We start from the raw sequence: 23,321 nt of genomic DNA on the forward strand, positions 1-23,321 counted from the left end.
CAAGAGCGGCTCGGGTTTCTACACCTACGGCTGACCTGCGTACCACCGCACGGGCCCGGCACCTGGGAGAGATGCCGGGCCCGCGGCATTCACACACCGTGTGCGCCCCGGGCTCGCATATGCCCCGCGCACACGCTCCCCGGCGGTCCGGTGCGGGGGTTGACTCGCCATGGACATGTAATCGACCGACCCGACCACGCCACGAAAGGAGCGGACTCGTGACCGCCGATCCCGAGCATCCGGTCGTCAACGGAGACCTCGCAGAGTTACGACGCCGCCTCGACGTCGCCTACGCCCGCGTCGAAGGCGGACTGACCCTGCTCAGTCACCGCACCGAGGAGACCGTGAAGGAACTGGACGAGCTGAGCACCCGCCTCGTCACCCTGGAACACACCCGCTGGCCGCTGCCGTCGATCGCGGCCGTGACGGCCGTGGGCGCGCTCGTCGTGGTGCTCTGGCAGGCGTTCGGCCGGTAGCCGGCCGCCTTCCGCCGGTCACCTGCTGTCCTTCACCTGGGGGGGGGATCAGGGCAAGGTGTCCTGCCCGAGCCGGAGGTGGTGCAGCAGCAGCAGGGCCGCCGCCATGTTGGCGGCCGGCACCTCCCCGCGGGCGACCATGTCGGGGACGAGCTTGAGCGACACCCACTCCCGGCGGTCGGACTCGAAGTCGTCCACCGGGTGCCCGGTGTACTCCCCCTCGTCCGCCCAGTAGATGTGGTGCCGGGCGTCGGTGAGGCCGTTGGACGGCTCCACGCTCATGAGGTGGCGCAGCGGCCCCGGCCGCCAGCCGGTTTCCTCCTCCAGTTCCCTGGCCGCCGCGACCACGATGTCCTCGCCGTCCTCGACGACCCCCGCCGCGAGTTCCCAGCCCCAGCTCCCGGTGATGAAACGGTGGCGCCAGAGCAGGAGCACCTCGCCCGCGTCGTTCACCACCGTGGCCACGGCGACGGGCCGCAGCCGGAGCAGGAAGTGGTCGAGGTGCCGGCCGTCCGGCAACTCGACATCCGCGAGGTTGACGCTGAACCAGCGGTTTTCATACACAGTTTGTTCGTTCTGTTTCGTCCACTGCACGGTTCTGCCACCTTTCTCTGAGTAGGTGGCAATATCGCAGCCGGAACCGTCCGGCAGCAGGCGCACGGGGACCGCGTGCGACGCAGTGCCGGGCGCAGAGGCCCGGTCAGTGCGGCACGCGGGGCGGTGGGCGGTGCAGGGGGGTCACAGCGGTACGCGCAGTGCCCCGTCGATGAGCGCGGCGGCCTCGGTGGTGCCCGCACAGCCGCTGCGTATGAGGTGCTCGCGCACCGCGCGGAGTCTGTCGCGCAGCCGCTGGGACTCCATGCCGCGGGCCTGTTCGGCCATCTGCACGGCTGTCACCACCGCCTTGTCGGCGTTGCCCTGGCGCAGCTCGATGGTGCTGAGCATGGCGAGGCGGTGCACCCGGCCCCGGTCGTGGGCGGGGGTGTCGACGGCCGCCGCGGCGTGCTCGGCCGCCGCCGCCACCTCACCGAGGCTGAGCAGCGCCTCCGCCACCTGGACGTTGACCAGCCCCGGCTGCACATAGCCGGTCTCGTCGGGCTCGTACCCGCGCCGGATGCGGTCGGCGGCCTGCTCGGCCCGCCGGATGCAGGACAGGGCGCTCGTGCCGTCGCCGAGGTGGGCGTACGCCTTCGCCTGCATCGCGTACAGGTCGGAGGCGAGCGCCGGGGTGATGTGCCGGCCGGCGGTCCGCAGCGCGGCCTCGGCGAAGGCGACGGCCTGGCGGTACTCCCGCACGTACAGCGCCTGGTTGACCAGGAGCGCGATGACGTACGCGCCGAGCCCCCGGTCGCCGCTGGCCTTCGCCAGCCGCAGGGCCTGGTGGAAGTAGCGCTGGGCCAGGCCGTGCGCGTCGGAGTCGTAGGCGCAGATGCCCGCCACCGACACGAGGCCGCCGGTGGCGCGGTGGAGCTGGCGGCCGGTGGCGTCGGTGTAGCTGCCGCGCAGCAGCGGGGCGGCCTCGGCGTTGAGGAAGCCGACGATCCGGGAGCGGGTCGCGACGCCGCCGGCCTTGCGGTACATCTGCTCGTAGTGGGCGCGGGCCGAGCGCAGCAGCTCCAGGTCGGCCTGGGTCACCCGGCGCCGGCCGCCCCGGGAGACGTCGCCGTCCTCGGGCGGGTTCTCCCACTCCCAGACGGGCATCACCGCCGGGGTGCCGGTGACCGCGGGGGCCTCCATGAGGTGCGGGCGCCGCTGCTGGTCGGAGCGCCACAGGGCGGTGGCGCGCTCCACGAAGCCGGAGAGGGAACCGGTGGGCGAGGCGGCCGGTTCGCCGTGCACGCCGAGGCCGATGTCGTCGAGGGTGACCGGCCGCCGGAGCCGGGTGGCGAGCACCTCGCAGATCAGGTCGGGGACCTGGCCGCGCGGGCGCTGTCCCTTCAGCCAGCGGGCGACGGCGGTGTGCTCGTACCTGAGCTTCAGGCCGCGCGTCCGGCCCGCCTGGTTGACGTGGGCGGCCAGTCCCGCGTGCGAGATGCCGGCCTCGTCCAGGATCGCGTCGAGGAGGGTGTTGGGCTGCATGGGATGCCCCCGGAGGCTCGATGTCCTAGAGAGTAGTAGGTCTGCCTCCGCTGTGTGCGGGTCCGCACACGGGGTGTGAACCGAGTGCGCGGATCCGCAGCGTGTGCGCGCTGTCGCGGAGGGTTGCGGGCCGGGTTGACTGAGGTGCCTCGCAAGAGGCCGGCCGGGCCGTCGGCTCCCCCTCGCGCAGTGCGGCGGCCCGGACACCGCGCCGTCCGCCCGGCCGTCTGCCCGACACTCCGTGGCGGGGCGGACGGCGCCGCCGGCCCGGGTGCGGGTGCGCGCCGGGGGCTCACCGGCGGGGTGCGGGGTCAGGGGTGTGTGGTCGGGTGCGGCGCCGTCGTGGCCGGCCGCGGCGTTCCCCGCGCCCCGACGGGCAGGCTGCCGTCGCGCAGCATCAGAAGGGCGATGTCGTCCGTCACGACGCCGCGGGTGTGCTGTCCGAGTGCGGCGAGGAGACGGTGGAGCACGGCGGCCGGGGGGAGCGTGGGATCGCGCACGGCCTCGGTCACCGCGTCCGCGAGCGGGAAGAAGCGGCCCCGCGGGTCGCGGGCGTCCTCGGCGCCGTCCGTGTGGAGCAGGAGCGCCTCGCCCGGCAGCAGGTGCCCGCACTCCTCGACCGGCGGTTCGTCGGGGAGCGGGAAGAGGCCGAGCGGCGGCAGCGGGTCGGCGCGGGCCAGCGGGCGGATCCTGCTGCCGCTGATCAAGTAGGGCCAGGGATGACCGCAGTTCAGGGCGCGCAGTTCGCCGTCCGCGCGGATCTCCAGCACCAGGACGGTGACGAACTCCTCGGCGGCCGTGTCGTCGCCCGCGCGGGCGCGCAGGTGGCGGGCGAGGGCACGGTCGAGGCGGCGGGCCACACCGTCGAGTCCGGGTTCGTCGTGCACCGCCTCCCGGAAGCTGCCGAGGACGACGGCGGCCGTCCCCAGGGCCGCGAGTCCGTGGCCCCGCGCGTCGCCCATCACGACCCGTACGCCGTACTCGGTGCCGACCGCCTCGTACAGGTCGCCGCCGATCGCGGCGCCCCGGTCGGCGGAGAGCTGGACCGCGGCCACGTCGAGGCCCTCGATCCGCGGCGGCGGGCGCAGCAGCACGCTCTGGGCGGCGTCCGCGACCCGTCGTACCCTGCGCAGCTCGCGCAGCAGCCGGCGCCTGGCGTGGAAGACCAGCCCGGTGCCGACCGCGAAGAAGACGGCGCTGCTGACGATCCGGGCGCCCAGCCCGCTCTGCTGGGCCAGCGGACACGCCAGCTTGTAGGTGATGGCGGTGGCGCCCCAGACGGTGGGCAGCCCCCGTGCGAGCGCCCGGCGCAGCGGGCGTCCGCGCGGGTGGGAGGAGGGGCGGACGTGCTCCCCCGGTCGTGGCCTGCCGGACAGCCCGGCCCTCTTACGGATCATCCCCGTTGGCCCCCCAGTCGGGTCCGTACAGCGCGGACCGGCCCCGAAAGGCCGGTCCGATTCTGTCGACCGACTGGCCCGCCAGGACCAGATCATCCGTGGTTCTCACTCTCACGAGTGAAGCGAGGTGACCGGGGGCGTGCCCCGCCCGACTCGGCGGCGTGTCCGTCCTAGCTCCGCAGCACCGCCCCGGTGCGCTCGCCCGCGAGCGCGACCGCCGCGTCCCGGGCCGCCGATGCCTCGTCGACGGTCAGCGTCCGGTCGGCGGCGCGGAACCGCAGCGCGTAGGCCAGGGACCTGCGTCCCTCGCCGAGCTGCTCGGCGTTGTCGTACACGTCGAAGAGCCGGATGGCTTCCAGCAGTTCGCCCGCGCCCTCGCGCAGCGCGGCCTCGACGTCCGCCGCCGGGACGAACGCGTCGACGACCAGCGCGACGTCCTGGGTGGCGACCGGGAAGGTGGAGATGGACGGCGCCTGCGGGATGTCGTCGCCGACCCGCTGGAGGATGTCGAGGTCCAGCTCCATCGCGCAGGTACGCGCGGGCAGGCCCAGGGTCTTCACGACCCGGGGGTGCAGTTCGCCGGCGTGGCCGACGATCCGCTCGGTGCCGTCGACATCGAGGGTCAGTTCGGCGCAGCGGCCCGGGTGCCAGGGCCCGTACTGGCCCTTGCGGACGCCCAGTTCGGCGCCGGCCTCGCGGGCGACGGTCCGGGCGGCCTCGACCGCGTCGGCCCAGTCGGCCGGACGGCCCTTGCCCCACCAGCCGGTCTGCTCGCGGGCGCCGGCCAGCACGACGGCGACGTGCCGGGGCTGGTCGGGCAGCGCGGCGTCCAGCGCGGCGAGGTCCGCCTCGCTGGGGCGCCGGTCGACGGGCAGGGCGGCGGCGGGCCGCCGCTCCCGGCGCGGGTGGAACACCAGGCCGGTCTCGTACAGGGCCAGGTCGTGGCTGCCGCGGCCGTCGTTGCGGCGCAGCGCGCCGAGCAGTCCCGGCAGCAGCGAGGTCCGCAGCGCGGGCTCCTCGTCGCTGAGCGGGTTGACCAGCTTGACCACCCGGCGGGCCGGGTCGTCGGCCGCCAGGCCGAGCTGGTCGAAGACCTGCTCGCTGACGAACGGGTAGTTCGGCGCCTCGACGAAACCGGCGCCGGCCAGCGCGCGGCCGACCCGGCGGTGCAGCCGCTGACGCCCGCTGAGCCCGCGCCCCGAGGGCGGCTTGGGCAGCGTGGCGGGCAGGTTCTCGTAGCCCTCCAGGCGGATGACCTCTTCGGCCAGGTCGTTCGGGGCGGTGAGGTCGGGCCGCCAGGACGGCACGGTGACCAGCAGCTCGTCCTGCCCGTACACGTCGCAGCCGACCTCCTGGAGGCGGCGTACGACGGTCTCGCGGCCGTAGCGGACGCCCGCGACCCGGTCCGGGTGGTCGGCGGGGAGCGTGACGGTGTGCGGGGCGTGCGGGGCGCTGATCTCGGTGACGCCGGCCTCGGCGGTGCCGCCCGCGAGCAGCACCAGCAGGTCGACGGTCCGCTGGGCGGCGGCGGCCGCGGCCTGCGGGTCGACGCCGCGCTCGAAGCGGCGGGACGCCTCCGAGGAGAGCTTGTGGCGGCGGGCCGTGCGCGCGACGGAGACCGCGTCGAAGTGGGCGGCCTCGATGACCACGTCGCTCGTGGCGTGCGCGTCCGGGTCGTCGTCGTGGTCGGCGATCTCGGTGTCGGCGCCGCCCATGACGCCCGCGAGGCCGATCGGGCCGCGCTCGTCGGTGATCACCAGGTCCTCGGCGGCCAGGGTGCGCTGGACGCCGTCGAGGGTGGTGAGCTTCTCGCCCGGCTCCGCGCGGCGCACGCCGATGGTGCCCTGGACCAGGCCGCGGTCGTAGGCGTGCAGGGGCTGGCCCAGCTCCGTCATCACGTAGTTGGTGACGTCGACGGCGAGCGAGACCGGGCGCATGCCGACCTTCTGCAGCCGGCGCCGGAGCCAGATCGGGGAGCGCGCCTCGGGGCTCAGGCCGGTCACCGTGCGGGCGGTGAAGCGGTCGCAGCCGGACGGGTCGGCGATCTTCACCGGGTAGCCGTAGGCGTTCGGGCCGGGGACGTCGAGCAGCGCCGGGTCGCGCAGCGGCAGGCCGTAGGCGATGGCGGTCTCGCGGGCGACGCCGCGGATCGACAGGCAGTCGCCGCGGTTGGCGGTGACGGCGATGTCGAGGACCTCGTCGACCAGCTCCAGCAGCTCGACGGCGTCCCTGCCGACCTCGGTCTCCGGCGGCAGCACGATGATGCCGTGGCCGCCCCCCCCGGACTCCGTCCGGGGGGACCCCCAGTCACCCATGCCCAGCTCGTCGGCGGAGCAGATCATGCCGTGGGAGGTCTTGCCGTAGGTCTTGCGGGCGGAGATCGAGAAGCCGCCCGGCAGGGTGGCGCCGGGCAGGACCACGACGACCTTGTCACCGGCCCGGAAGTTGCGGGCGCCGCAGACGATCTCCTGCGGTTCGCCGGTGCCGTTGGCCTGTCCGACGTCGACGGTGCAGAAGCGGATGGGCTTCTTGAAGCCCTCCAGTTCCTCGATGGTCAGCACCTGGCCGACGACCAGGGGGCCCTTGAGGTCGGCGCCGAGGTGCTCGACGGTCTCGACCTCAAGGCCCGCCGAGATCAGTTTGGCCTGCACGTCGCGGCCGGTCTGGGTGGCGGGGAGGTCGACGTACTCCCGCAGCCAGGAAAGCGGGACCCGCATCAGATCTCCATCCCGAACGGCCGGGTGAACCGGATGTCACCCTCGACCATGTCTCGCATGTCTTCCACGTGGTGGCGGAACATCAGCATCCGCTCGATGCCGAACCCGAAGGCGAACCCGCTGTACCGCTCGGGGTCGACGCCGCAGGCGGTCAGCACCTTGGGGTTGACCATGCCGCAGCCGCCCAGCTCGATCCAGCCCTCGCTGGAGCAGGTGCGGCAGGGCCGGTCGGGGTTGCCGACGGAGGCGCCCTTGCACACGTAGCAGAGCATGTCCATCTCGGCGCTCGGCTCGGTGAAGGGGAAGAAGTTGGGCCGCAGCCGGGTCTTCATGCCCGCGCCGAACAGGGACTGGACCATGTGGTCCAGGGTGCCCTTGAGGTCGGCCATGGTCAGGCCCTCGTCGACCGCGAGCAGCTCGACCTGGTGGAAGACCGGGGTGTGCGTGGCGTCCAGCTCGTCGGTGCGGTACACCCGGCCGGGGCAGATCACGTAGACCGGCACGCCGCGGCCGAGCAGGGAGCGGATCTGCACGGGCGAGGTGTGGGTGCGCAGCACGACGCCGGACTCGGTGCCGCCCTGGGGGCCCTGGACGAAGAAGGTGTCCGCCTCGCCGCGGGCCGGGTGGTCGGGGCCGATGTTCAGGGCGTCGAAGTTGAACCACTCGGCCTCGGCCTCGGGGCCCTCGGCGACCTCGTAGCCCATGGCGACGAAGACGTCCTCGATGCGCTCGGAGAGCGTGGTCAGCGGGTGGCGGGCGCCGGCCGGTACGCGGTCGTGGGGCAGGGTGACGTCCACCGCCTCCTCGACCAGTACCCGCGCGTCGCGCTCGGCCTCCAGTTCGCCCTGGCGGGCGGCGAGGCCCTTGTTCACCGCGCCGCGGGCCTGGCCGACCAGCTTTCCGGCGGCGGCCTTGGCCTGCGGGGGCAGCGCACCGATCTCGCGGTTGGCGAGGGCCAGCGGGGAGGTGCCGCCGGTGTGGGCGACCTTGGCCTCCTGGAGCGCGTCGAGGGAGTCCGCCGCGGCGAAGGCGGCGAGCGCCTCGTCCCGCATGCGCTCGATCTCTTCCGGTTTCAACGCCTCGACCTCGACAGGGTCGTACGACTTATTCGGTGCCGACATCTCTTCCCGTGCTTCCGATTGGCTGGCTGACGTCCCCGTCACGGCTTGGCACCAGGCTCGTCACCTGGTTGTTCACCTGCGTGTGCGCTGGGTGCGCGCCGTGGGCAGGACACAAAGGTGCCAGAGGCCGAGTCTAACGGGGCGAGGGAACGCGGATGCGCCCGCGGGGCCTTCAGGCGAGGTACGCCGGGGCCGCCACGGGCAGCGTAAATCGGAACTCGGCGCCACCGCCGGGCGCCCGGCCGACGGTGATGGTGCCGCCGTGGGCCTCGACGATTCCCTTGACGATGTACAGCCCGAGGCCGGTGCCGCCGCGCTTGCTGCCCCGCCAGAAGCGGGTGAAGACGCGGTTCATGGACTCCTCCGGGATGCCGGGCCCCTCGTCGCTCACCGTGACCGACGTGCCGGTGTCCTCCCCTTCGCGGGGGGACGCCGAGGGCGTGATGTCGATGGTGACGGTTCCCGCGCCGTGGCGCACGGCGTTTTCGATGAGGTTGCTGAGCACCTGGTCGACCTTGTCGGGGTCGGCCCACAGGTCGGGCAGCGGCCGGCCGAGCCGGAGCAGGAAGCGGTCGGCGCTCTGGCCTGCGGCGACGTACGCCTGGATGTGGCGGCCGACGGCGGCGCCGAGGTCGACGGGCTGGCGGCGGACCTCCAGCCGGCCGGAGTCGATGCGGGAGATGTCGAGCAGTTCGGCGATGAGCCGGGTGACCCGGTCGGCGTCGGCGTCGACCGTCTCCAGCATCAGCCGCTTCTGGTCGTCGGTGAACCGCTCCCACTTGGCGAGCAGTGTGGCGGTGAAGCCCTTGACGGAGGTGAGCGGGGAGCGCAGCTCGTGGGCGACGGTGGCGATCAGCTCGGCGTGGCTGCGCTCGGTGCGGCGGCGGGCCTCGGTGTCGCGCAGGGTGACGACGACGCGGCGGACCGGGCCGGTGGGGCGGCTGCGCACGTACCGTGCGGAGACCAGGACCTCTCGGCCGCCGGGCAGGAGCAGGTTCCGCTCGGGCTGGCCGACCCGGATGGCGAGGCCGCCCCAGGGGTCGGTGAGCTGCCACCAGCGGCGGCCTTCCAGGTCCTCCAGCGGGAGCGCCGTCTCCAGGCGCTGGCCGAGGGCGTCGGCGGCGCGGCGGGCGGTGATGCGCTCGGCGGCGGTGTTGAAGCTGATCACCCGGCCGTGCTCGTCGGCGACGACCAGGCCGTCGGGCAGGTCGTCGGGTCCGACACCGAGACCGGCGGCGTCACCGGGCCGGGGCACGGGCGGCCACCCGGCCTGGCATGCTCCCGGTGCGCTGCTCGTGCCGACGCTCATCCCCGTACCCCACCTCTCGACCGTGCAGGGGTGCCGAGTTGGTCACCCTACTAGCTCTCGGTGACGGAGCGGCACCCTCCGGCGGCGCGCTGTGCACGGGCCGACGCGTAGAGACATACGGCGGCGGCGGTCGCCAGGTTCAGACTTTCGGCCCGGCCGTGGATGGGGACGCGGACGACGGCGTCGGCGAGGGCGCGGGTCTCGGCGGGCAGCCCCCACGCCTCGTTGCCGAAGACCCAGGCGGTCGGTCCGCCCATGGTGCCGTGGTCCAGCTCGGCGTCGAGGTCCTCGGCGCCCGCGCCGTCGGCGGCGAGGATGCGCACCCCGGCGTCCCGCAGTCCGTCCACGGCGCTCTCGACGGGAACGTGCACGGCGACGGGCAGGTGGAAGAGGGAACCGACGGAGGCCCGCACGGCTTTCGGGTTGTAGAGGTCGACGGAGGCGTCGGTGAGGACGACCGCCTCGGCTCCGGCGGCATCGGCGCAGCGCAGCACGGTGCCGGCGTTGCCGGGGTCCCTGACGTGGGCGAGGACCGCGACCAGCCGGGGCCGGGCGGCGAGGATCTCCTCGAAGGGGGTGTCCAGGAACCGGCAGGTGCCGACCAGGCCCTGCGGGGTGACGGTGGTGGAGATGTCCTCGATGACCTGTTCGGCGGCGAGGTGGACGCGGGCGCCGGCGGCGCGGGCGGCACCGACGATGTCGGCGTAGCGCTCGGCGGCCTCGACGGTGGCGAACAGTTCCACGAGCGTGGCCGCGCCGCCGCTGCGGTGCGCGGCGGCCTCCCGCACGGCCTGCGGCCCCTCGGCCAGGAAGAGCCGCTCCTTGCCGCGGAAGTTCCGCTTGGCCAGCCGCCGCGCGGCCAGCACGCGGGGGGAGCGGGGGGAGATCAGCTCGGGGACAGCAACCATGCGACGTACCTTCGGGAAACTAGGGGCGCGGGGCGGTATCGGCATGCGGCTCCGCCATCGGCATGCGGCTCCACCGCGCGGGTGCGCTCAGCCCGTCGAGCCCGCGCCGACGCTACGGGCCGGACGCGGCGCCACGCGACGGACCGGGCCCGGCGACACGCGGCGGGCCGGGCGCGGCAACGACAGAACCCGCAGGCATCAGTACCTGCGGGTCCGGTCACGTCAGCCTGGAGCCGGCGAAGTGTCACGCGGCCTTGGGCGCGTTCACGTCACTCGGCAGCGCCTTCTGAGCGGCCTCGACGAGCGCGGTGAACGCGCCGGCGTCGTTGACGGCCAGCTCGGCCAGGATCTTGCGGTCCACCTCGATGTTGGCGGCCTTCAGTCCCTGGATGAAGCGGTTGTACGTGATGCCGTTGGCGCGGGCAGCCGCGTTGATGCGCTGGATCCAGAGCTGGCGGAAGTCACCCTTGCGCTTCTTGCGGTCGTTGTAGTTGTAGACCAGCGAGTGGGTGACCTGCTCCTTGGCCTTGCGGTACAGGCGCGAACGCTGACCGCGGTAGCCGGAGGCCTGCTCGAGGATCGCCCGGCGCTTCTTGTGGGCGTTGACTGCCCGCTTGACGCGTGCCACTTGTTAACTCCTTGCAGCGGGGCCGCGGTGGTTCCTCACGCGGCCCGGAATCGATGGGGTCCCGGTCCTGACGTACGGCGCTCGGTGCGAGCGCCGGGACGTCACTTGCCGAGAAGCTTCTTGATCTTCGCGGCGTCGCCCGGGGCCATCTCGGCGTTGCCGGTGAGGCGACGCGTCACACGGGACGACTTGTGCTCGAGCAGGTGGCGCTTGCCGGCGCGCTCGCGGAGCACCTTGCCGGAGCCGGTGATCTTGAAGCGCTTGCTGGCACCGCTGTGCGACTTGTTCTTCGGCATAGCGCCGTTCTCTCCTCGTCGATGGCGCTCCGGTGCCCGGTCGTGAGAACCGGGCACGGTGGAACGTCGCTCTTGTTTCGATTACGTCCCGGGACTCACGTCCCAGGGGTCACGCCTCGGCAGGAGCCTGGGCCGGCGCCTCGGCGTCGACCACATCCGCATCCAGATCGTCGTCCGCGTTCACGGAGTCGGAGTCCGCGGCGTTCTGCGAACGGCCCGGGTTGGCCTTCGCTTCGGCCTTGCGGGCCTCCTGCGCCTGACGGGCCTCGGCCATCGCCTCGGTCTTCTTCTTGTGCGGACCGAGGACCATGATCATGTTTCGGCCGTCCTGCTTCGGGTTCGACTCCACGAACCCGAGGTCGGCCACGTCCTCCGCGAGGCGCTGCAGCAGTCGGTAGCCCAGCTCGGGCCGGGACTGCTCGCGACCACGGAACATGATCGTGATCTTGACCTTGTCGCCCTGCTTGAGGAACCGGACGACGTGACCCTTCTTGGTGTCATAGTCGTGCGGGTCGATCTTCGGCCGGAGCTTCATCTCCTTGATGACCGTGTGCGCCTGGTTCTTGCGCGCCTCACGGGCCTTCATGGCCGACTCGTACTTGAACTTCCCGTAGTCCATGAGCTTGCACACGGGCGGACGGGCGGTCGCCGCGACCTCGACGAGATCGAGGTCGTACTCCTGTGCGAGCTCCAGGGCCTTGGCAAGCGGGACAATCCCGACCTGCTCGCCGCTGGGACCGACAAGTCGCACCTCGGGAACGCGAATCCGGTCGTTGATGCGGGGCTCGGCGCTGATGGATCCTCCTCGGTAGCACCACACGACTGCCTGGGGGGCAGCCGCGTAACGTCTCTGTACGTGGGACCTAACCGCGCCGGCGCAACAAAAATGCCCCGGACGGTCACAGGCGGGGCTCCTCGAACTACTACCGGAGCACCGTCGCGATGACCGCGGGGCGCGAACTCGGGCGGGTCGCCGCCGCAGCGGGACCGCCTGACCGGTGACCCGCCGTCCCGGAGGACGGTCAGGTGGGAGTTCGAAGCCTCCACTTGTGGGCCGGACGCGCTGCCGTGAGACATGCGGATCCGACCGGTCGTGCCTCAAGGTTAGCAGTTCCGCGAAGGGGGCGCGAACCCGGCGCCGTCCGCCCTCCTGCTGTCAAGAGGGCACCCGGGGGGGTTCTATCGTGTGCGGCATGAGTGAGACCCCTCCCGAGCACACCGAGAGTTCCGAGAACCCCGATTTCGACGCCATGGCCCGCGACATCGCCGAGGTCCCGGCGGTCGAGGTGATCGTGACGGTCGCCGTCAACCTGATGAGCGCCGCGGCCGTGAAGCTCGGTCTGACCGAGGAGGGCGAGGAGCACAAGGACCTGGACGAGGCGCGCAAGCTGGTGCACGCGCTGGCCGGTCTGCTGGACGCGAGCGCGACCGAGATCAGCTCCTTCCACGCGGCGCCGCTGCGCGACGGCCTGAAGTCGCTCCAGCTCGCGTTCCGTGAGGCGTCCCTGGTCCCCGACGGCCCGGGCCAGGGTCCGGGCGAGAAGTACACGGGCGCCGTCTACGGCTGACCCGCCCCCCCCCCGCTTCCTCCTCTTCCTCGGGTCACCGCACGTACAAGGGCTCGCCCGGTGGCGTCGCCCCGGCCGGCAGCAGTGCCAGGTCGAGGCCGCGCACCAGGCGGGCCCTCAGCGTCTCGTCGGCGGCGAGCCGCCCGGCGACGGCCTGAGCCGCTTCGGCGGGGGCCGCCGCCGGGTCGAGGACCAGGGCGAGGGTGCCGTCGGCCGCTCCCGGACCGAGGTGGGCGCGCAGGACGGCGGGCTCGGCGGCCACGGCGGAGCGCACCGCCGCGACGACGGCCGGGTCGGCGAGCGGGTCGGCGCTGGTCCGTCCCTCGGCGAGGGCCAGCAGCGCGGCCCCGGTCAGCTCGAAGGCGACCGGCCCGGCCAGGTCCAGCACCACCGTGTCCGCCTTCTCGTGCGCGGCGGCCCGGAGCGCCTGGTGCAGGGGTACGGCGACGGGGCGGGCCGCGGGGTCCCAGCGGGCGAGCGAGTCGGTGGAGGTGAAGGCGGGCAGCGCGGTCCGGCCGCCGGCCTTGAGGGTGGGCACCGCCATGTCGCTGGTCTTCTCGCGGCGCAGCCCGTGCTCGTCCTCCTCGGCCTCTCCGAGGACGGCGACGACGGGGACCAGCAGCCGGGCGCCCCTGAGCGCCTCCAGTACCGGTGCCAGGGCGGTGCGGTCCTCGGCCCAGGCGGCGAGCGCGGTGCTCAGCCGGGGGTCGGCGGAGCCGTCGTCGTCGGAGAAGCCGGGGTCCGGGATGTTCTTGTTCGCCACGGTCCCCGACCCTATCGGGGGCCGGACGGCCTTTTCCTCAGCGGCCTCTCAGGAACCTTTCACCCGTTTCTGACCTCGTTGAAACGGGGCACTCAGGCACGGCCCGGACCATCGCGGGCATGGGAGATTCCGGAGCCCGGCGAGGCCGACGCGCCCGGCGGCGCGCGCCGGTGTGGGCGGCCGCCGTCGCGTTGGCGGTCGTGTGCGGGACGGTCACCGGGGCGGTGTACGTGCGGGGGCAGGCCGGGGCGGGAGCGGGGACGGCGGCGGGCCGAGCCGTATCGTCGGCTTCGGCCTCGGCTTCGGCTTCGGCTTCGGGTCCCGGTCCGGATTCGGGTTCGGGTTCGGGTTCGGCTTCGGGTGACGGGGAGGCATCGGTGGAACCGGTCATGGACCGCGACGCGCTGCTGGCGGACGCGATGGCGGCGGTGCCGGTGGCGGACGGCGCCGAGTTGTCGGTCGCGGTGCTGGACGAGGAGAGCGGTGAGAGCGCCGGGTACGGCGAGGGCGCCTTCGACACGGCGAGCATCGTCAAGGTCGACATCCTGGCGGCGCTGCTGCTCCAGGCGCAGGACGCGGGGCGGTCGCTGACCACGGCGGAGCGGACGTACGCCACCGCCATGATCGAGAAGAGTGACAACGACGCCGCCTCAGCCCTGTGGCGGACGATCGGGCGGGCGGCGGGGCTGGCGGCCGCCAACGAGCGGTTCGGGCTGACGGGGACGGAGGGCGGGAGCGGTGCCCTGTGGGGACTGACCCGGACGACCGCCGCCGATCAACTGGTGCTGCTGCGCCAGGTCTTCGAGGAGGACTCGGAGCTGGACGCGGCCTCGCGGTCGTATCTCAAGGGGCTGATGGCGCGGATCGCGGACGGTCAGGACTGGGGGGTGTCGGCGGCGGGATCGGCGGCCGGGCTGAAGAACGGCTGGCTGGCGCGGAGCACCACCGGGCTGTGGGTGATCAACAGCATCGGGCGGGTGACCGCGGACGGCCGCGCTCTGCTGGTGGTCACGTTGTCGGGCGGCAACGCGACGCAGGCGGACGGGATCTCGCTGGTGGAGGCGGCGGCGAAGGCGGCGGTGTCGGTGTTCGCGACGGACACGGCGGGCTCGACGGGCTCGACGGGCTCGACTGATGTGGCGGGCACGGAGGTGAGGGGCGGCGGTGTGGTGTCCGGGCGTCGGCCGGACGAGGCTCAGAAGGTGTCGTAGCGGGAGCGGGAGCGTCGGCGCCAGACCGTCACGGCGGCGGCGAGCAGGACCGTTCCGGCGCCGCCCGCGAGCGCCGCCGCCCAGACCGCGCCGGACCCGCCGGAGGTGTCGGCGTCGGGTCCGGCGCCGAAGTACTCGTCGCCGTACGCCGCCGGCTTCAGCCCCTGCGGTTCCAGGCCGTCGGCGGCCTCGACGGCGGCGGCCGGGTCGATGAAACCGAAGCCCCGGGAGTCGTCGCGGCCGGTCGCGGGCGCGTCGCGGGCGGTGTCCTCCAGGAGGCTCTTGACCTGGGCCGGGGCGAGGCCGGGGCGGGCGGCCCGGAGCAGGGCGACGGAGCCGGAGACGAAGGCGGCGGCGGCGCTGGTGCCCCAGCCCTCGTAGTAGCGGTGGTCGGGGTCGGCGATGATCACGTCGACGCCGGGGGCGCTGACGGTGGCGTACCAGCGGCGGGTGGAGAAGGCGGCGCGGGTGCCGTAGCGGTCGACGGCGGTCGCGGCGATCACCCCGGGATATGCGGCCGGGTAGGAGACGTGGTCGCCCTTCTCGCCGCCGTTGCCGGCCGAGGCGACGACGACGACGTTCTTCTTCAGCGCGTACTGGATGGCCTCGTCCTCGCCGGGTTCCGGGTGGGCGGAGGAGGAGTCGTCGCCGAGGGAGAGGTTGATGACGTCGGCGCCGTGGTCGGCGGCCCAGCGGATGCCCTCGGCGAGAGCGCCACCGCGGGTCTTGCGGGCCGTGGCGCGGGAGGGGTCGCCGTCCTCCAGGATGACCCGGACCGGGAGGATCTTCGCCTCGGGGGCGACCCCGAGGACGCCGTCGGCGCCGCCGGTGCCGTGTCCGTGGCCGGCGATGATCCCGGCCATGGCGGTGCCGTGCCGGGCCCAGGCCCGTTCGCCGCGCTCGGCCCCGAAACCGACCAGGTCCTTGCCGGTGAGGACGTTGCCGGTGAGGTCCGGGTGGTCGTCCTCGACGCCGGTGTCCAGGACGGCGACGGTGACGCCGGCGCCCTTGGTCGTCCGCCACACCTCGTCGGTGTGCAGGGCGTCCAGCGCCCACTGCTTGGCGCGTATGCCGTCGGCGTGCGCGGCGGTGGCCGGGACGAGGGCCGCGGTGGCGGCGAGGAGCAGCGCGAGGGCGGTGGCCCGGCGGGACGGGGTGGCGTTCACGAGGGCTGCTCCGTGGCCGGTTCGACATGTTTGCGCAGGCCGCGTTCGACGCGGTCGGCGAGGCCCTTCGCCTCGTGGCCGAGACCGGCCTGGGCGGGGGCGGTGGTGGCGCCGGTCTCCATGGCGTTCTCGGCGGGCTGCGGTTCGTCGACGGTCCGGGCGTCGGCCCAGCCGGAGACGGCGTAGACGACGACGGGGGCGTCGGTGAGGACGGAGACCGTCCAGGCGGCGCGCTGGGCCGCGCCGAAGCCGGCGGCGACGGTGCCCTCGGCGGCGTAGGGCAGCGGCATGAGGTCGGCGCGGCGGCCCAGTCCCTCCTTGTCGAACCGGCCGGCCAGCGAGGTCATCGCGGCGGCGTCGCCCTTGGTGAAGAGCAGGCCGACGGTGGTGACGTGGCTGCGGGTGGCGTCGGTGTAGGTGGCGCGGAGCAGGCGGGCGCAGCCGACGGGGGCGAGCGCCTTGCGCAGCAGGGCGTCGAAGGCGTGCCCGCAGCCGCTGTCCGGGGCGACCGCGACGCGGGTCCAGGTGCGGTCGGCGCCGCCGGGACCGGCACCGGTGCCTTGGAGCGTGGGCGGGAACAGCCGGTCGACCGGCGCGTTGTGCCACAGGCCGCCGGCGGCGGCGAAGGAGTCGTCCGCGCCGCCGTCGCCGGAGTCACCGGAGAGCCAGGTGCCGGTGGCGGCCCCGGTGACGAGTCCGGCTCCGAGGACGAGGCAGACGGTGGCGGCCACGATCTGGGCACGCGGCCGTCGGCCGAGGGCGCGCGGCCGGGCCCGCTCGTCGTACCCCTCGGGCCGGCCGAACGAGACGAAGGGCCGCCGGCCGTTGGGCTCGCCCCAGGACAGCGCCGGGTCGGGCACGACCGGCCGGGCGGCCGGGCGGGGCGAGCCGGCCGGCGGGGACACCGGCGCGCCCGGCCCGGTCCGGAGCCCGGCCGTCGTCTCCGGCGGGACCGGCCTGAGCCGCCTCGTCGTCTCGGAGAACGTCTCGACCGGCCCGGAGGGCTCCGTCGGTCGACCAGGCGGCGGGTACGGGGACCGCGGGTTCGCCGGGGGGCGGGGTCCGGACGGCGCGGGGCTCGCCGGGGGGTGGGACGCGGGCCGAGGGGGCGCCACCGGGGGGCGGGGCACGGAGGGCGACCCGGCGTTCCGGCCCTGCGCCCCGTTCCGGCCCTGCGCCCCGTTCCCGTTGTGTCCCCTGTTCCCGTTGTGCCCTGGGTCACGCGGGTCACGCGGGTCACGGAGGTCGCGGCGCGTGATCGGTGGAGTGTCCGGGAAGCGGGCCGAGGCGCGCGGCGGCGGGGGCGGGGTGCCGTCGTCCTGGGGTGCGGCGGCCGTGCCCGCACGGGCCGCCGCCGGGGGACGCTCCTGCGCCCCGGTACCGGCCGGGGGCGGCGGCGTCACCGGGCGCGGCGGGACCTGCGGGGGCAGCGGCACGGCGACCGGGCGCGCGGCCGCGGCACCGTGCCTCGAAGACCCTGCCGGCGCTGCCGGTGGGGGCGGCGGGAACGGCGGTGCGGTCGCCGTCGAGTCGGGGGCGGCGGGCGGGGCAGCGGGCCGAGGGGGGTTCGACGGGGGCGGCGGGATGGAGGCGCGCCGCGCTTCCGTGCTCATGCGCCCCCCGTTTCCTCGTACCCGGGCCGTCGTCGTCCGCGGGCCGTGTGCAGCCGCCCGGCCCGGCGCGGACAGGTCCGTCCCGGGCACATACCCGCAGCGGCGGACCGCCATCCCGCGCGGGCGCCCGGCCCGCGCACAGCGGTCTCCGTCGTGCGTGCGCGTCACTCTACGGCGTGAGCCGGTGCCGAGGGGAACCAGTCCGCAGGCCCGGGGCATTGGCCCGGAACGTCCCCCTACCCTGCGGTAATCGTGTCTGGCAGGCTGCGTACATGACTGCGCGCTCCGCCGACCGGGCCCGTTACGACCGGGCCACCGCACTCCTCGACGCGCCGCTGGCGATCGTGGACCTGGAGGCGTTCGACGCCAACGCCGACGACCTGGTGCGCCGCGCCGGCGGCAAGCCGGTGCGGGTGGCCAGCAAGTCCGTACGCTGCCGTGCCCTGCTGGAACGCGTCCTCGCCCGGGACGGTTTCGCGGGCGTGATGTCGTACACGCTGGCCGAATCGCTGTGGCTGGCGCGCTCGGGGTTCGAGGACGTGCTGCTCGCCTACCCGTCGGCGGACCGTGCCGCGTTCGCCGAGCTGACCGCCGACCCGAAACTGGCCGCCGCCGTGACCGTGATGGTGGACGACCCCACGCAGCTCCGGCTCATCGACGAGGCCCGCGCCGGCGGTGGTGAAGTCGTGCGGGTCTGCCTGGAGTTGGACACGTCACTGAAGCTGCTCGGCGGGCGGGTGCGGGTGGGGGCGCGTCGTTCGCCGCTGCACTCCCCCGCCCAGATCGCGGACCTCGCCCGCGCGGTGGCCCGGCGCCCGGGGTTCCGGGTGGTGGGGATCATGGCGTACGAGGGGCATGTGGCCGGTGTCGGCGACGCGGTCGCGGGACGTCCGCTGCGCTCACGGGCGGTACGGCTGATGCAGGCCACCGCCCGCCGGGAACTGGCCGGGCGGCGCGCCGAGGCGGTGCGGGCGGTGCGGGCCGTCGTACCGGATCTGGAGTTCGTCAACGGCGGCGGCACGGGCAGCGTGCAGCACACGGCGGCGGAGGACGCGGTCACCGAGATAGCCGCCGGGTCCGGTCTCTACCTGCCGCGTCTGTTCGACAACTACACGTCCTTCCGCGGCCGCCCGGCGGCCCTCTTCGCCCAGCCCGTCGTCCGGCGGCCGGGCGTCGGCGCGGTGACCGTGCTCGGCGGCGGCTACCCGGCCTCGGGTGCGGCCGGACCCGACCGGCTGCCGGTGCCGTATCTGCCCGAGGGGCTGCGGTACGACGGCCAGGAGGGGCCCGGCGAGGTGCAGACGCCGCTGCTCGGCTCCCCCGCCGACGACCTGCTGGTGGGCGACAAGGTCTGGTTCCGGCACGCCAAGGCCGGTGAGCTGTGCGAGCGGTTCGAGGCGCTGCACCTGGTCGAGGGGGACGCGGTGACGGCGACCGTCCCGACGTACCGGGGCGAGGGCCGCACCTTCCTCTGAGCGCCTTGCCCCCGCGGCCTACAGGGGCGTGACGTACGCGCCCGAGATCCCGCCGTCCACCAGGAAGTCGGCGGCGTTGACGAAGGAGGAGTCGTCGCTGGCGAGGAAGGCGACGGCGGCGGCGATCTCCTCGGCCTCGGCGAACCGGCCGACCGGGATGTGCGTGAGCCGGCGCGCGGCCCGCTCGGGGTCCTTGGCGAACAGCTCGCGCAGCAGCGGGGTGTTGACCGGGCCGGGGCAGAGCGCGTTGACCCTGATCCCCTCGCGGGCGAACTGCACGCCCAGTTCCCGGGACATCGCCAGCACCCCGCCCTTGGAGGCGGTGTACGAGATCTGCGAGGTGGCCGCGCCCATCCGGGCCACGAAGGACGCGGTGTTGATGATGGAACCGCGGCCCTGGCGCCGCATGTAGGGGAGGGCGGCCTTGCAGCACAGGTAGACGGAGGTGAGGTTGACCTCCTGGACCCGCCGCCACGCCTCCAGCCCCGTCTCCAGGATCGAGTCGTCGTCGGGCGGTGAGATCCCCGCGTTGTTGAAGGCGACGTCCACACTGCCGTAGGTCTCGTACGCCGTCCTGAACAGCGCCTCGACCTGCTCGGGGTCGGTGACGTCGACGAGGACGAAGGTGCCGCCGACCTCGTCGGCCGCCGCCCTGCCCCGGACCTCGTCGATGTCGCCGCAGACCACCCGGGCGCCCTCGGAGGCGAGCCGGCGGACGGTGGCCAGGCCGATGCCGCTGCCCGCCCCGGTGACGACGGCCGTACGGCCGGTCAGGCGGCGGCAGATGTTCGCTTCGCTCACTGTGCGGGGTCCTCCGTGCTCGATGAGGCGCTGCTGATGAAGACGTTCTTGGTCTCGGTGAAGGCGGTCAGCGCGTCCGGGCCCAGCTCGCGGCCGATGCCGGACTGCTTGAAGCCGCCGAAGGGGGTCGAATAGCGGACGCTGGAGTGGGAGTTGACGGAGAGGTTGCCCGCGCGGACCGCCGCACTGACGCGCAGGGCGCGGCCGAGGTCCCAGGTCCAGATGGAGCCGGACAGGCCGTGCGGGGTGTCGTTGGCGAGCCTGATCGCGTCCTGTTCGTCGCGGAAGGGCAGCAGGACGGCGACGGGGCCGAAGATCTCCTCACGGGCCGCCCGGCTGTCGGAGCGTTCGCCGGTGAGGACGGTGGGCGGGAACCAGAAACCAGGGCCGTCGGGGGCGGCGCCGCGCAGCGCCGGGGCGTCCTCGGGGACGTAGGAGCGGACGCGGTCGAGCTGCCGGGCCGAGATCAGCGGTCCCATCTGCGTCCTGTCGTCGGCCGGGTCGCCCACCACGACGGCGGCGAGCGCGTCGGCGAGGATCTCGCGGGCCTGGTCGAACACCTCCCGCTGGACGAGGATCCGGGTGCGGGCGCAGCAGTCCTGGCCGGCGTTGTCGAGGAAGGAGAACGGGTCGAGGGCGGCCGGGAGGTCGGCGTCGGCGAAGACGACGTTGGGGCTCTTGCCGCCGAGTTCGAGGGTGACGCGCTTGAGCAGCGCCGAGCCCTCGGCCAGTACGCTCCTGCCCACCGCGGCCGAGCCGGTGAAGACGACCTTCGGCACGTCCGGGTGCCTGACGAGGGCCCGGCCGGTGACGGGTCCCGGTCCCGGCAGCACCTGGAAGAGGTGCTCGGGCAGCCCGGCCGCCAGGGCGAGTTCGGCCAGCCTGAGCGCGGTCAGGGGGGTCGTCTCGGCGGGCTTGAGGAGGACCGCGTTGCCCGCCGCGAGGGCGGGCGCCGTGCCCCAGGCGGCGATGGGCATCGGGAAGTTCCAGGGCGCGATGACGCCGACGACGCCGAGCGGTTCGAGGAGGGTGACGTCGAGACCGCCGGCGACCGGGATCTGGCGGCCGGTGAGCCGTTCCACTCCCCCGGCCGCGTAGTCGAGCAGGTCACGGACGTTGCCCGCCTCCCAGCGGGCGTTGCCGAGGGTGTGCCCGGCCTCCCGGACCTCCAGCCGGGCCAGTTCCTCGACGTGGCTGTCGACCGCGGTGGCGAACCGGCGCAGCAGCCGGGCGCGGTCGCCGGGCGCCAGCGCGGCCCAGCGCTCCTGGGCCCGGACCGCGCGGACGACGGCGGCGTCGACGTCGGCGGCCGAGGCGGCGGGGACCGTGGCGACGGTCTCCTCGGTGGCGGGGTTCAGCACCCGCAGTTCCCGCGGCTCGTGCTCGGAGAACCCGGGGGGCGCAGGGGACACGGGGGGCACGGGGGGCGGAGGGGAGACGGGAGGCGGAGGGGACACGGGGGGCACAGGGGACCTCACATGCGTTCGAAGGAGCGGCGCAGCTCCCAGTCCGTGACCGCGGCGTCGAAGGCGTCCACCTCGACCCGCGCCATGTTGCGGTAGTGGGCGACCACCTCGGCCCCGAAGGCGGCCTCGGCGAGCGGGCTGCGCTCCCAGAGTTCGGCGGCCTCGCGCAGGGTCGTGGGGACGTGGTCGTAGTCGGCGGTGTAGGCGTTCCCGGTGCAGGGCTCGGGCAGCTCCAGCTTGTGTTCGATGCCGTGGAGTCCGGCGGCCACCATGCCCGCCACCGCGAGGTAGGGGTTGACGTCGCCGCCGGGGAGCCGGTTCTCGAAGCGCAGGGAGCGGCCGTGGCCGACCACGCGCAGGGCGCAGGTGCGGTTGTCGCGCCCCCAGGCGACGGCGGTCGGCGCGAAGGAGCCGGGCTGGAACCGCTTGTAGGAGTTGATGTGCGGGGCGTAGAGCAGGGAGAAGTCGCGCAGGGCCGCGAGCTGCCCGGCGAGGAAGTGCCGCATGACGTCGGACATGGCGCCGGGTCCGGTGCCGTGCGGTCCGCTGCCGCCCGATCCGGTGCCTTCCGGCTCGGCCATGACGCCGGTGCCGTCGGCGTCGGTGAGCGAGAGGTGGATGTGGCAGGAGTTGCCCTCGCGCTCGTCGTACTTGGCCATGAAGGTGAGGGAGACGCCCTCCTGGGCGGCGATCTCCTTGGCACCGGTCTTGTACAGCGCGTGCTGGTCGCAGGTGACCAGGGCCTCGTCGTAGCGGAAGACGATCTCGTGCTGGCCGGGGTTGCACTCGCCCTTGGCGGACTCCACGCTGAGGCCGGCCCCGGCCATCTCGTTGCGGATGCGGCGCAGCAGGGGCTCGACGCGTCCGGTGCCGAGGACGGAGTAGTCCACGTTGTACTGGTTGACCGGGGTCAGTCCGCGGTGGTGCGCGTCCCACGCCTGTTCGTAGGTGTCCTTGAAGACGATGAACTCCAGTTCCGTGCCGGCCTGCGCGGTCAGGCCGTGCGCGGCGAGACGCTCCAGTTGGCGGCGGAGTATCTGGCGCGGCGCGGCCACCACCGGGGAGCCGTCCTCCCAGGCCAGGTCGGCGAGGACGAACGCGGTGCCCTCGTGCCAGGGCAGCCGGCGCAGGGTGGCGAGGTCCGGGCGCATGGCGAAGTCGCCGTACCCGTGCTCCCAGGAGGACATGGCGTAGCCGTCGACGGTGTTCATCTCGGCGTCGACGGCGAGCAGGTAGTTGCAGCCCTCGGTGCCGTGGTCGAGGACCTCGTCCACGAAGAAGCGCGCGGCGAACCGCTTGCCCTGGAGGCGTCCCTGCATGTCCGGGAAGGCCAGGACGACGGTGTCGATCTCACCGTCGCCGACGAGGGCGTGCAGTTCCTCGACAGTGAGCGGGGGTGTGCGCTCTGCCACGGGTCGGCCTCCTGGGCGGTGTCGTCGCTGCGTCGGGAGCCATAAGGTATGGCCGCGAACCATTGCTTGGGAAGGGGGCCACGGCCGTATGCCGGAGGAGACCGGGGGCGCGGGGGCGGACCGGCTGGCGCCGGTGCTCGGGCCGGTGCGCGCGGGCAACGGTTTCGAGGAGGCGCTGGAGCGGATACTCCAGGTGGTCCGGCTGGGGCTGGTGCCCGCGGGCGGCCGGCTGCCGTCCGAGCGGGACCTGGCGGAGCGGCTCGGGATCAGCCGGGTGACGCTGCGCGAGGTGCTGAAGGTGCTCCGGGAGCAGGGGCTGGTCGAGGCGCGGCGAGGGCGGTACGGCGGCACGTTCGTGCTGGCCCGCGCGGACCCGGGCGGGGCGGGTACGGGCGGTGTGGGGACAGGCGGTGGGGGGACGCCCGGTGCGGGCGGTGCGGACGCGGGCGGTGCGGGTGAGCTGCGGCGCCGGGTCGCGGCGGTCGACGTCGAGGACGTCCTGCGGTTCCGGGAGGTGCTGGAGGTGGGGGCGGCCGGCCTCTGCGCCGAACTGGAGCTGGGTCCGGAGCGGGCGGGGCGGCTGCGCGCGGCGCTGGCCCGCACCCGGGACGCGCCGCCCGCCGAGTACCGCCGCCAGGACACCCTGCTCCACCTCACCCTCGCCGGGCTGTGCGGCTCGCCGACGCTGGCCACGCAGTACGCGGCGGTACGGGCGACGGTGAACGGCCTGCTCGACTGCATTCCGCTGCTGGTGCGCAATCTGGAGCACTCCCAGCGTCAGCACGCCGCGCTGGTCGAGGCGGTGCTCGCCGGGGACGCGGACGGGGCGCGGGCGGCGATGCGGGAGCACTGCGCGGGGACGGCGGCGCTGCTGCGGGGTTTCCTGACCTGAGCCCGCGCCCGCTTAAGGTATGG

General features: G+C 74.1%; 21 protein-coding genes. 5 read left to right on the forward strand and 16 right to left on the reverse strand.

Annotated elements, in window-relative coordinates; genetic code table 11:
• Nucleotides 1–218: 218 nt before the first annotated feature.
• Nucleotides 219–476: a hypothetical protein gene (locus ABEB00_RS34420; RefSeq protein ID WP_345624655.1), complete on the forward strand. Its 258-nt coding sequence runs from the start codon at nt 219–221 to the stop codon at nt 474–476.
• A gap of 48 nt (nt 477–524) precedes the next feature.
• Here the strand turns inward: ABEB00_RS34420 and ABEB00_RS34425 are convergent, their stop codons facing one another.
• The 10 genes from ABEB00_RS34425 to infC all read right to left on the reverse strand — a co-directional run bounded on the left by ABEB00_RS34425 (nt 525) and on the right by infC (nt 11,751).
• Complete coding sequence (locus ABEB00_RS34425; protein WP_345624656.1) at nt 525–1,070, reverse strand: NUDIX hydrolase; 546 nt, start codon at nt 1,068–1,070, stop codon at nt 525–527.
• Between the two features lie 144 nt (nt 1,071–1,214).
• Nucleotides 1,215–2,555, reverse strand: a complete 1,341-nt coding sequence (locus ABEB00_RS34430; protein WP_345624657.1) for an NsdA family TPR-like regulatory protein — start codon at nt 2,553–2,555, stop codon at nt 1,215–1,217.
• Nucleotides 2,556–2,866: 311 nt separating this feature from the next.
• Entirely contained in the window at nt 2,867–3,952 is a 1,086-nt protein-coding gene (locus tag ABEB00_RS34435; RefSeq protein ID WP_345624658.1) for a PP2C family protein-serine/threonine phosphatase, read from the reverse strand.
• A gap of 170 nt (nt 3,953–4,122) precedes the next feature.
• Nucleotides 4,123–6,669, reverse strand: a complete 2,547-nt coding sequence (gene pheT / locus ABEB00_RS34440) for a phenylalanine--tRNA ligase subunit beta (protein ID WP_345624659.1) — start codon at nt 6,667–6,669, stop codon at nt 4,123–4,125.
• Complete coding sequence (gene pheS, locus ABEB00_RS34445; protein WP_345624660.1) at nt 6,669–7,790, reverse strand: phenylalanine--tRNA ligase subunit alpha; 1,122 nt, start codon at nt 7,788–7,790, stop codon at nt 6,669–6,671. The genes pheT and pheS overlap by 1 nt, the downstream gene beginning before the upstream one ends.
• A 172-nt stretch (nt 7,791–7,962) precedes the next feature.
• Nucleotides 7,963–9,099, reverse strand: a complete 1,137-nt coding sequence (locus ABEB00_RS34450) for a sensor histidine kinase (protein WP_345624661.1) — start codon at nt 9,097–9,099, stop codon at nt 7,963–7,965.
• Between the two features lie 50 nt (nt 9,100–9,149).
• Nucleotides 9,150–10,007: a TrmH family RNA methyltransferase gene (locus ABEB00_RS34455; RefSeq protein ID WP_345624662.1), complete on the reverse strand. Its 858-nt coding sequence runs from the start codon at nt 10,005–10,007 to the stop codon at nt 9,150–9,152.
• A 244-nt stretch (nt 10,008–10,251) separates the two neighbouring features.
• A complete protein-coding gene (gene rplT, locus ABEB00_RS34460) occupies nt 10,252–10,635 on the reverse strand; it encodes a 50S ribosomal protein L20 (RefSeq protein ID WP_345624663.1) in 384 nt (127 codons plus the stop codon).
• A gap of 101 nt (nt 10,636–10,736) precedes the next feature.
• Nucleotides 10,737–10,931, reverse strand: coding sequence for a 50S ribosomal protein L35 (gene rpmI, locus ABEB00_RS34465; RefSeq protein WP_003977225.1), 195 nt, complete (start codon nt 10,929–10,931; stop codon nt 10,737–10,739).
• Between the two features lie 109 nt (nt 10,932–11,040).
• Nucleotides 11,041–11,751 carry a translation initiation factor IF-3 gene (infC, locus tag ABEB00_RS34470; protein WP_345624664.1) on the reverse strand — a complete coding sequence of 237 codons (711 nt, stop codon included), beginning with the start codon at nt 11,749–11,751 and terminating at the stop codon, nt 11,041–11,043.
• 373 nt (nt 11,752–12,124) lie between these two features.
• On the opposite strand from infC, the gene ABEB00_RS34475 reads away from it, so the two are divergent.
• Nucleotides 12,125–12,499, forward strand: a complete 375-nt coding sequence (locus ABEB00_RS34475; RefSeq protein WP_345624665.1) for a DUF1844 domain-containing protein — start codon at nt 12,125–12,127, stop codon at nt 12,497–12,499.
• A gap of 34 nt (nt 12,500–12,533) precedes the next feature.
• On the opposite strand, the gene ABEB00_RS34480 is transcribed toward ABEB00_RS34475, so the two are convergent.
• Nucleotides 12,534–13,262, reverse strand: a complete 729-nt coding sequence (locus tag ABEB00_RS34480) for an SseB family protein (RefSeq protein ID WP_345624666.1) — start codon at nt 13,260–13,262, stop codon at nt 12,534–12,536.
• Between the two features lie 119 nt (nt 13,263–13,381).
• Here ABEB00_RS34480 and ABEB00_RS34485 point away from each other — a divergent pair, with 119 nt between their 5' ends.
• Nucleotides 13,382–14,473 carry a serine hydrolase gene (locus ABEB00_RS34485; protein WP_345624667.1) on the forward strand — a complete coding sequence of 364 codons (1,092 nt, stop codon included), beginning with the start codon at nt 13,382–13,384 and terminating at the stop codon, nt 14,471–14,473.
• Here ABEB00_RS34485 and mycP read toward each other — a convergent pair.
• Together mycP and ABEB00_RS34495 are read right to left on the reverse strand one after the other, a co-directional pair.
• On the reverse strand, nt 14,458–15,639 hold the full coding sequence (gene mycP, locus ABEB00_RS34490) for a type VII secretion-associated serine protease mycosin (RefSeq protein ID WP_345624668.1): 1,182 nt from the start codon (nt 15,637–15,639) through the stop codon (nt 14,458–14,460). The two genes, ABEB00_RS34485 and mycP, sit on opposite strands and share 16 nt — an antisense overlap.
• Nucleotides 15,636–16,544: a hypothetical protein gene (locus ABEB00_RS34495; RefSeq protein ID WP_345624669.1), complete on the reverse strand. Its 909-nt coding sequence runs from the start codon at nt 16,542–16,544 to the stop codon at nt 15,636–15,638. Before ABEB00_RS34495 ends, mycP begins: the two co-directional genes overlap by 4 nt.
• 980 nt (nt 16,545–17,524) lie before the next feature.
• On the opposite strand from ABEB00_RS34495, the gene ABEB00_RS34500 reads away from it, so the two are divergent.
• The gene (locus tag ABEB00_RS34500) at nt 17,525–18,727 is read left to right on the forward strand and encodes an amino acid deaminase/aldolase (protein ID WP_345624670.1); all 1,203 of its coding nucleotides are present in this window, start codon (nt 17,525–17,527) and stop codon (nt 18,725–18,727) included.
• 18 nt (nt 18,728–18,745) lie between these two features.
• On the opposite strand, the gene ABEB00_RS34505 is transcribed toward ABEB00_RS34500, so the two are convergent.
• From ABEB00_RS34505 to ABEB00_RS34515, 3 genes are all read right to left on the reverse strand, one after another.
• Nucleotides 18,746–19,528: a 3-oxoacyl-ACP reductase gene (locus tag ABEB00_RS34505; protein WP_345624671.1), complete on the reverse strand. Its 783-nt coding sequence runs from the start codon at nt 19,526–19,528 to the stop codon at nt 18,746–18,748.
• A complete protein-coding gene (locus tag ABEB00_RS34510) occupies nt 19,525–20,940 on the reverse strand; it encodes an aldehyde dehydrogenase family protein (protein WP_345624672.1) in 1,416 nt (471 codons plus the stop codon). The genes ABEB00_RS34505 and ABEB00_RS34510 overlap by 4 nt, the downstream gene beginning before the upstream one ends.
• Before the next feature lie 62 nt (nt 20,941–21,002).
• Complete coding sequence (locus ABEB00_RS34515) at nt 21,003–22,406, reverse strand: glutamine synthetase family protein (protein ID WP_345624673.1); 1,404 nt, start codon at nt 22,404–22,406, stop codon at nt 21,003–21,005.
• 88 nt (nt 22,407–22,494) lie between these two features.
• Between ABEB00_RS34515 and ABEB00_RS34520 the strand changes: the two genes are divergently transcribed.
• A complete protein-coding gene (locus tag ABEB00_RS34520) occupies nt 22,495–23,298 on the forward strand; it encodes a FadR/GntR family transcriptional regulator (protein ID WP_345624674.1) in 804 nt (267 codons plus the stop codon).
• The last annotated feature ends 23 nt before the right edge of the window (nt 23,299–23,321 follow it).

It is taken from the genome of Streptomyces ziwulingensis, assembly GCF_039542605.1.
GTDB lineage: Bacteria > Actinomycetota > Actinomycetes > Streptomycetales > Streptomycetaceae > Streptomyces > Streptomyces ziwulingensis.

What these genes read in the sequence shown, in the direction of transcription:
- ABEB00_RS34430 (WP_345624657.1), bottom strand. Translation starts at nt 2,555, where the DNA reads ATGCAGCCCAACACCCTCCTCGACGCGATCCTGGACGAGGCCGGCATC.
- ABEB00_RS34435 (WP_345624658.1), bottom strand. Translation starts at nt 3,952, where the DNA reads ATGATCCGTAAGAGGGCCGGGCTGTCCGGCAGGCCACGACCGGGGGAG.
- pheT (WP_345624659.1), bottom strand. Translation starts at nt 6,669, where the DNA reads ATGCGGGTCCCGCTTTCCTGGCTGCGGGAGTACGTCGACCTCCCCGCC.
- pheS (WP_345624660.1), bottom strand. Translation starts at nt 7,790, where the DNA reads ATGTCGGCACCGAATAAGTCGTACGACCCTGTCGAGGTCGAGGCGTTG.
- ABEB00_RS34450 (WP_345624661.1), bottom strand. Translation starts at nt 9,099, where the DNA reads ATGAGCGTCGGCACGAGCAGCGCACCGGGAGCATGCCAGGCCGGGTGG.
- ABEB00_RS34455 (WP_345624662.1), bottom strand. Translation starts at nt 10,007, where the DNA reads ATGGTTGCTGTCCCCGAGCTGATCTCCCCCCGCTCCCCCCGCGTGCTG.
- rpmI (WP_003977225.1), bottom strand. Translation starts at nt 10,931, where the DNA reads ATGCCGAAGAACAAGTCGCACAGCGGTGCCAGCAAGCGCTTCAAGATC.
- ABEB00_RS34475 (WP_345624665.1), top strand. Translation starts at nt 12,125, where the DNA reads ATGAGTGAGACCCCTCCCGAGCACACCGAGAGTTCCGAGAACCCCGAT.
- ABEB00_RS34485 (WP_345624667.1), top strand. Translation starts at nt 13,382, where the DNA reads ATGGGAGATTCCGGAGCCCGGCGAGGCCGACGCGCCCGGCGGCGCGCG.
- ABEB00_RS34500 (WP_345624670.1), top strand. Translation starts at nt 17,525, where the DNA reads ATGACTGCGCGCTCCGCCGACCGGGCCCGTTACGACCGGGCCACCGCA.
- ABEB00_RS34520 (WP_345624674.1), top strand. Translation starts at nt 22,495, where the DNA reads ATGCCGGAGGAGACCGGGGGCGCGGGGGCGGACCGGCTGGCGCCGGTG.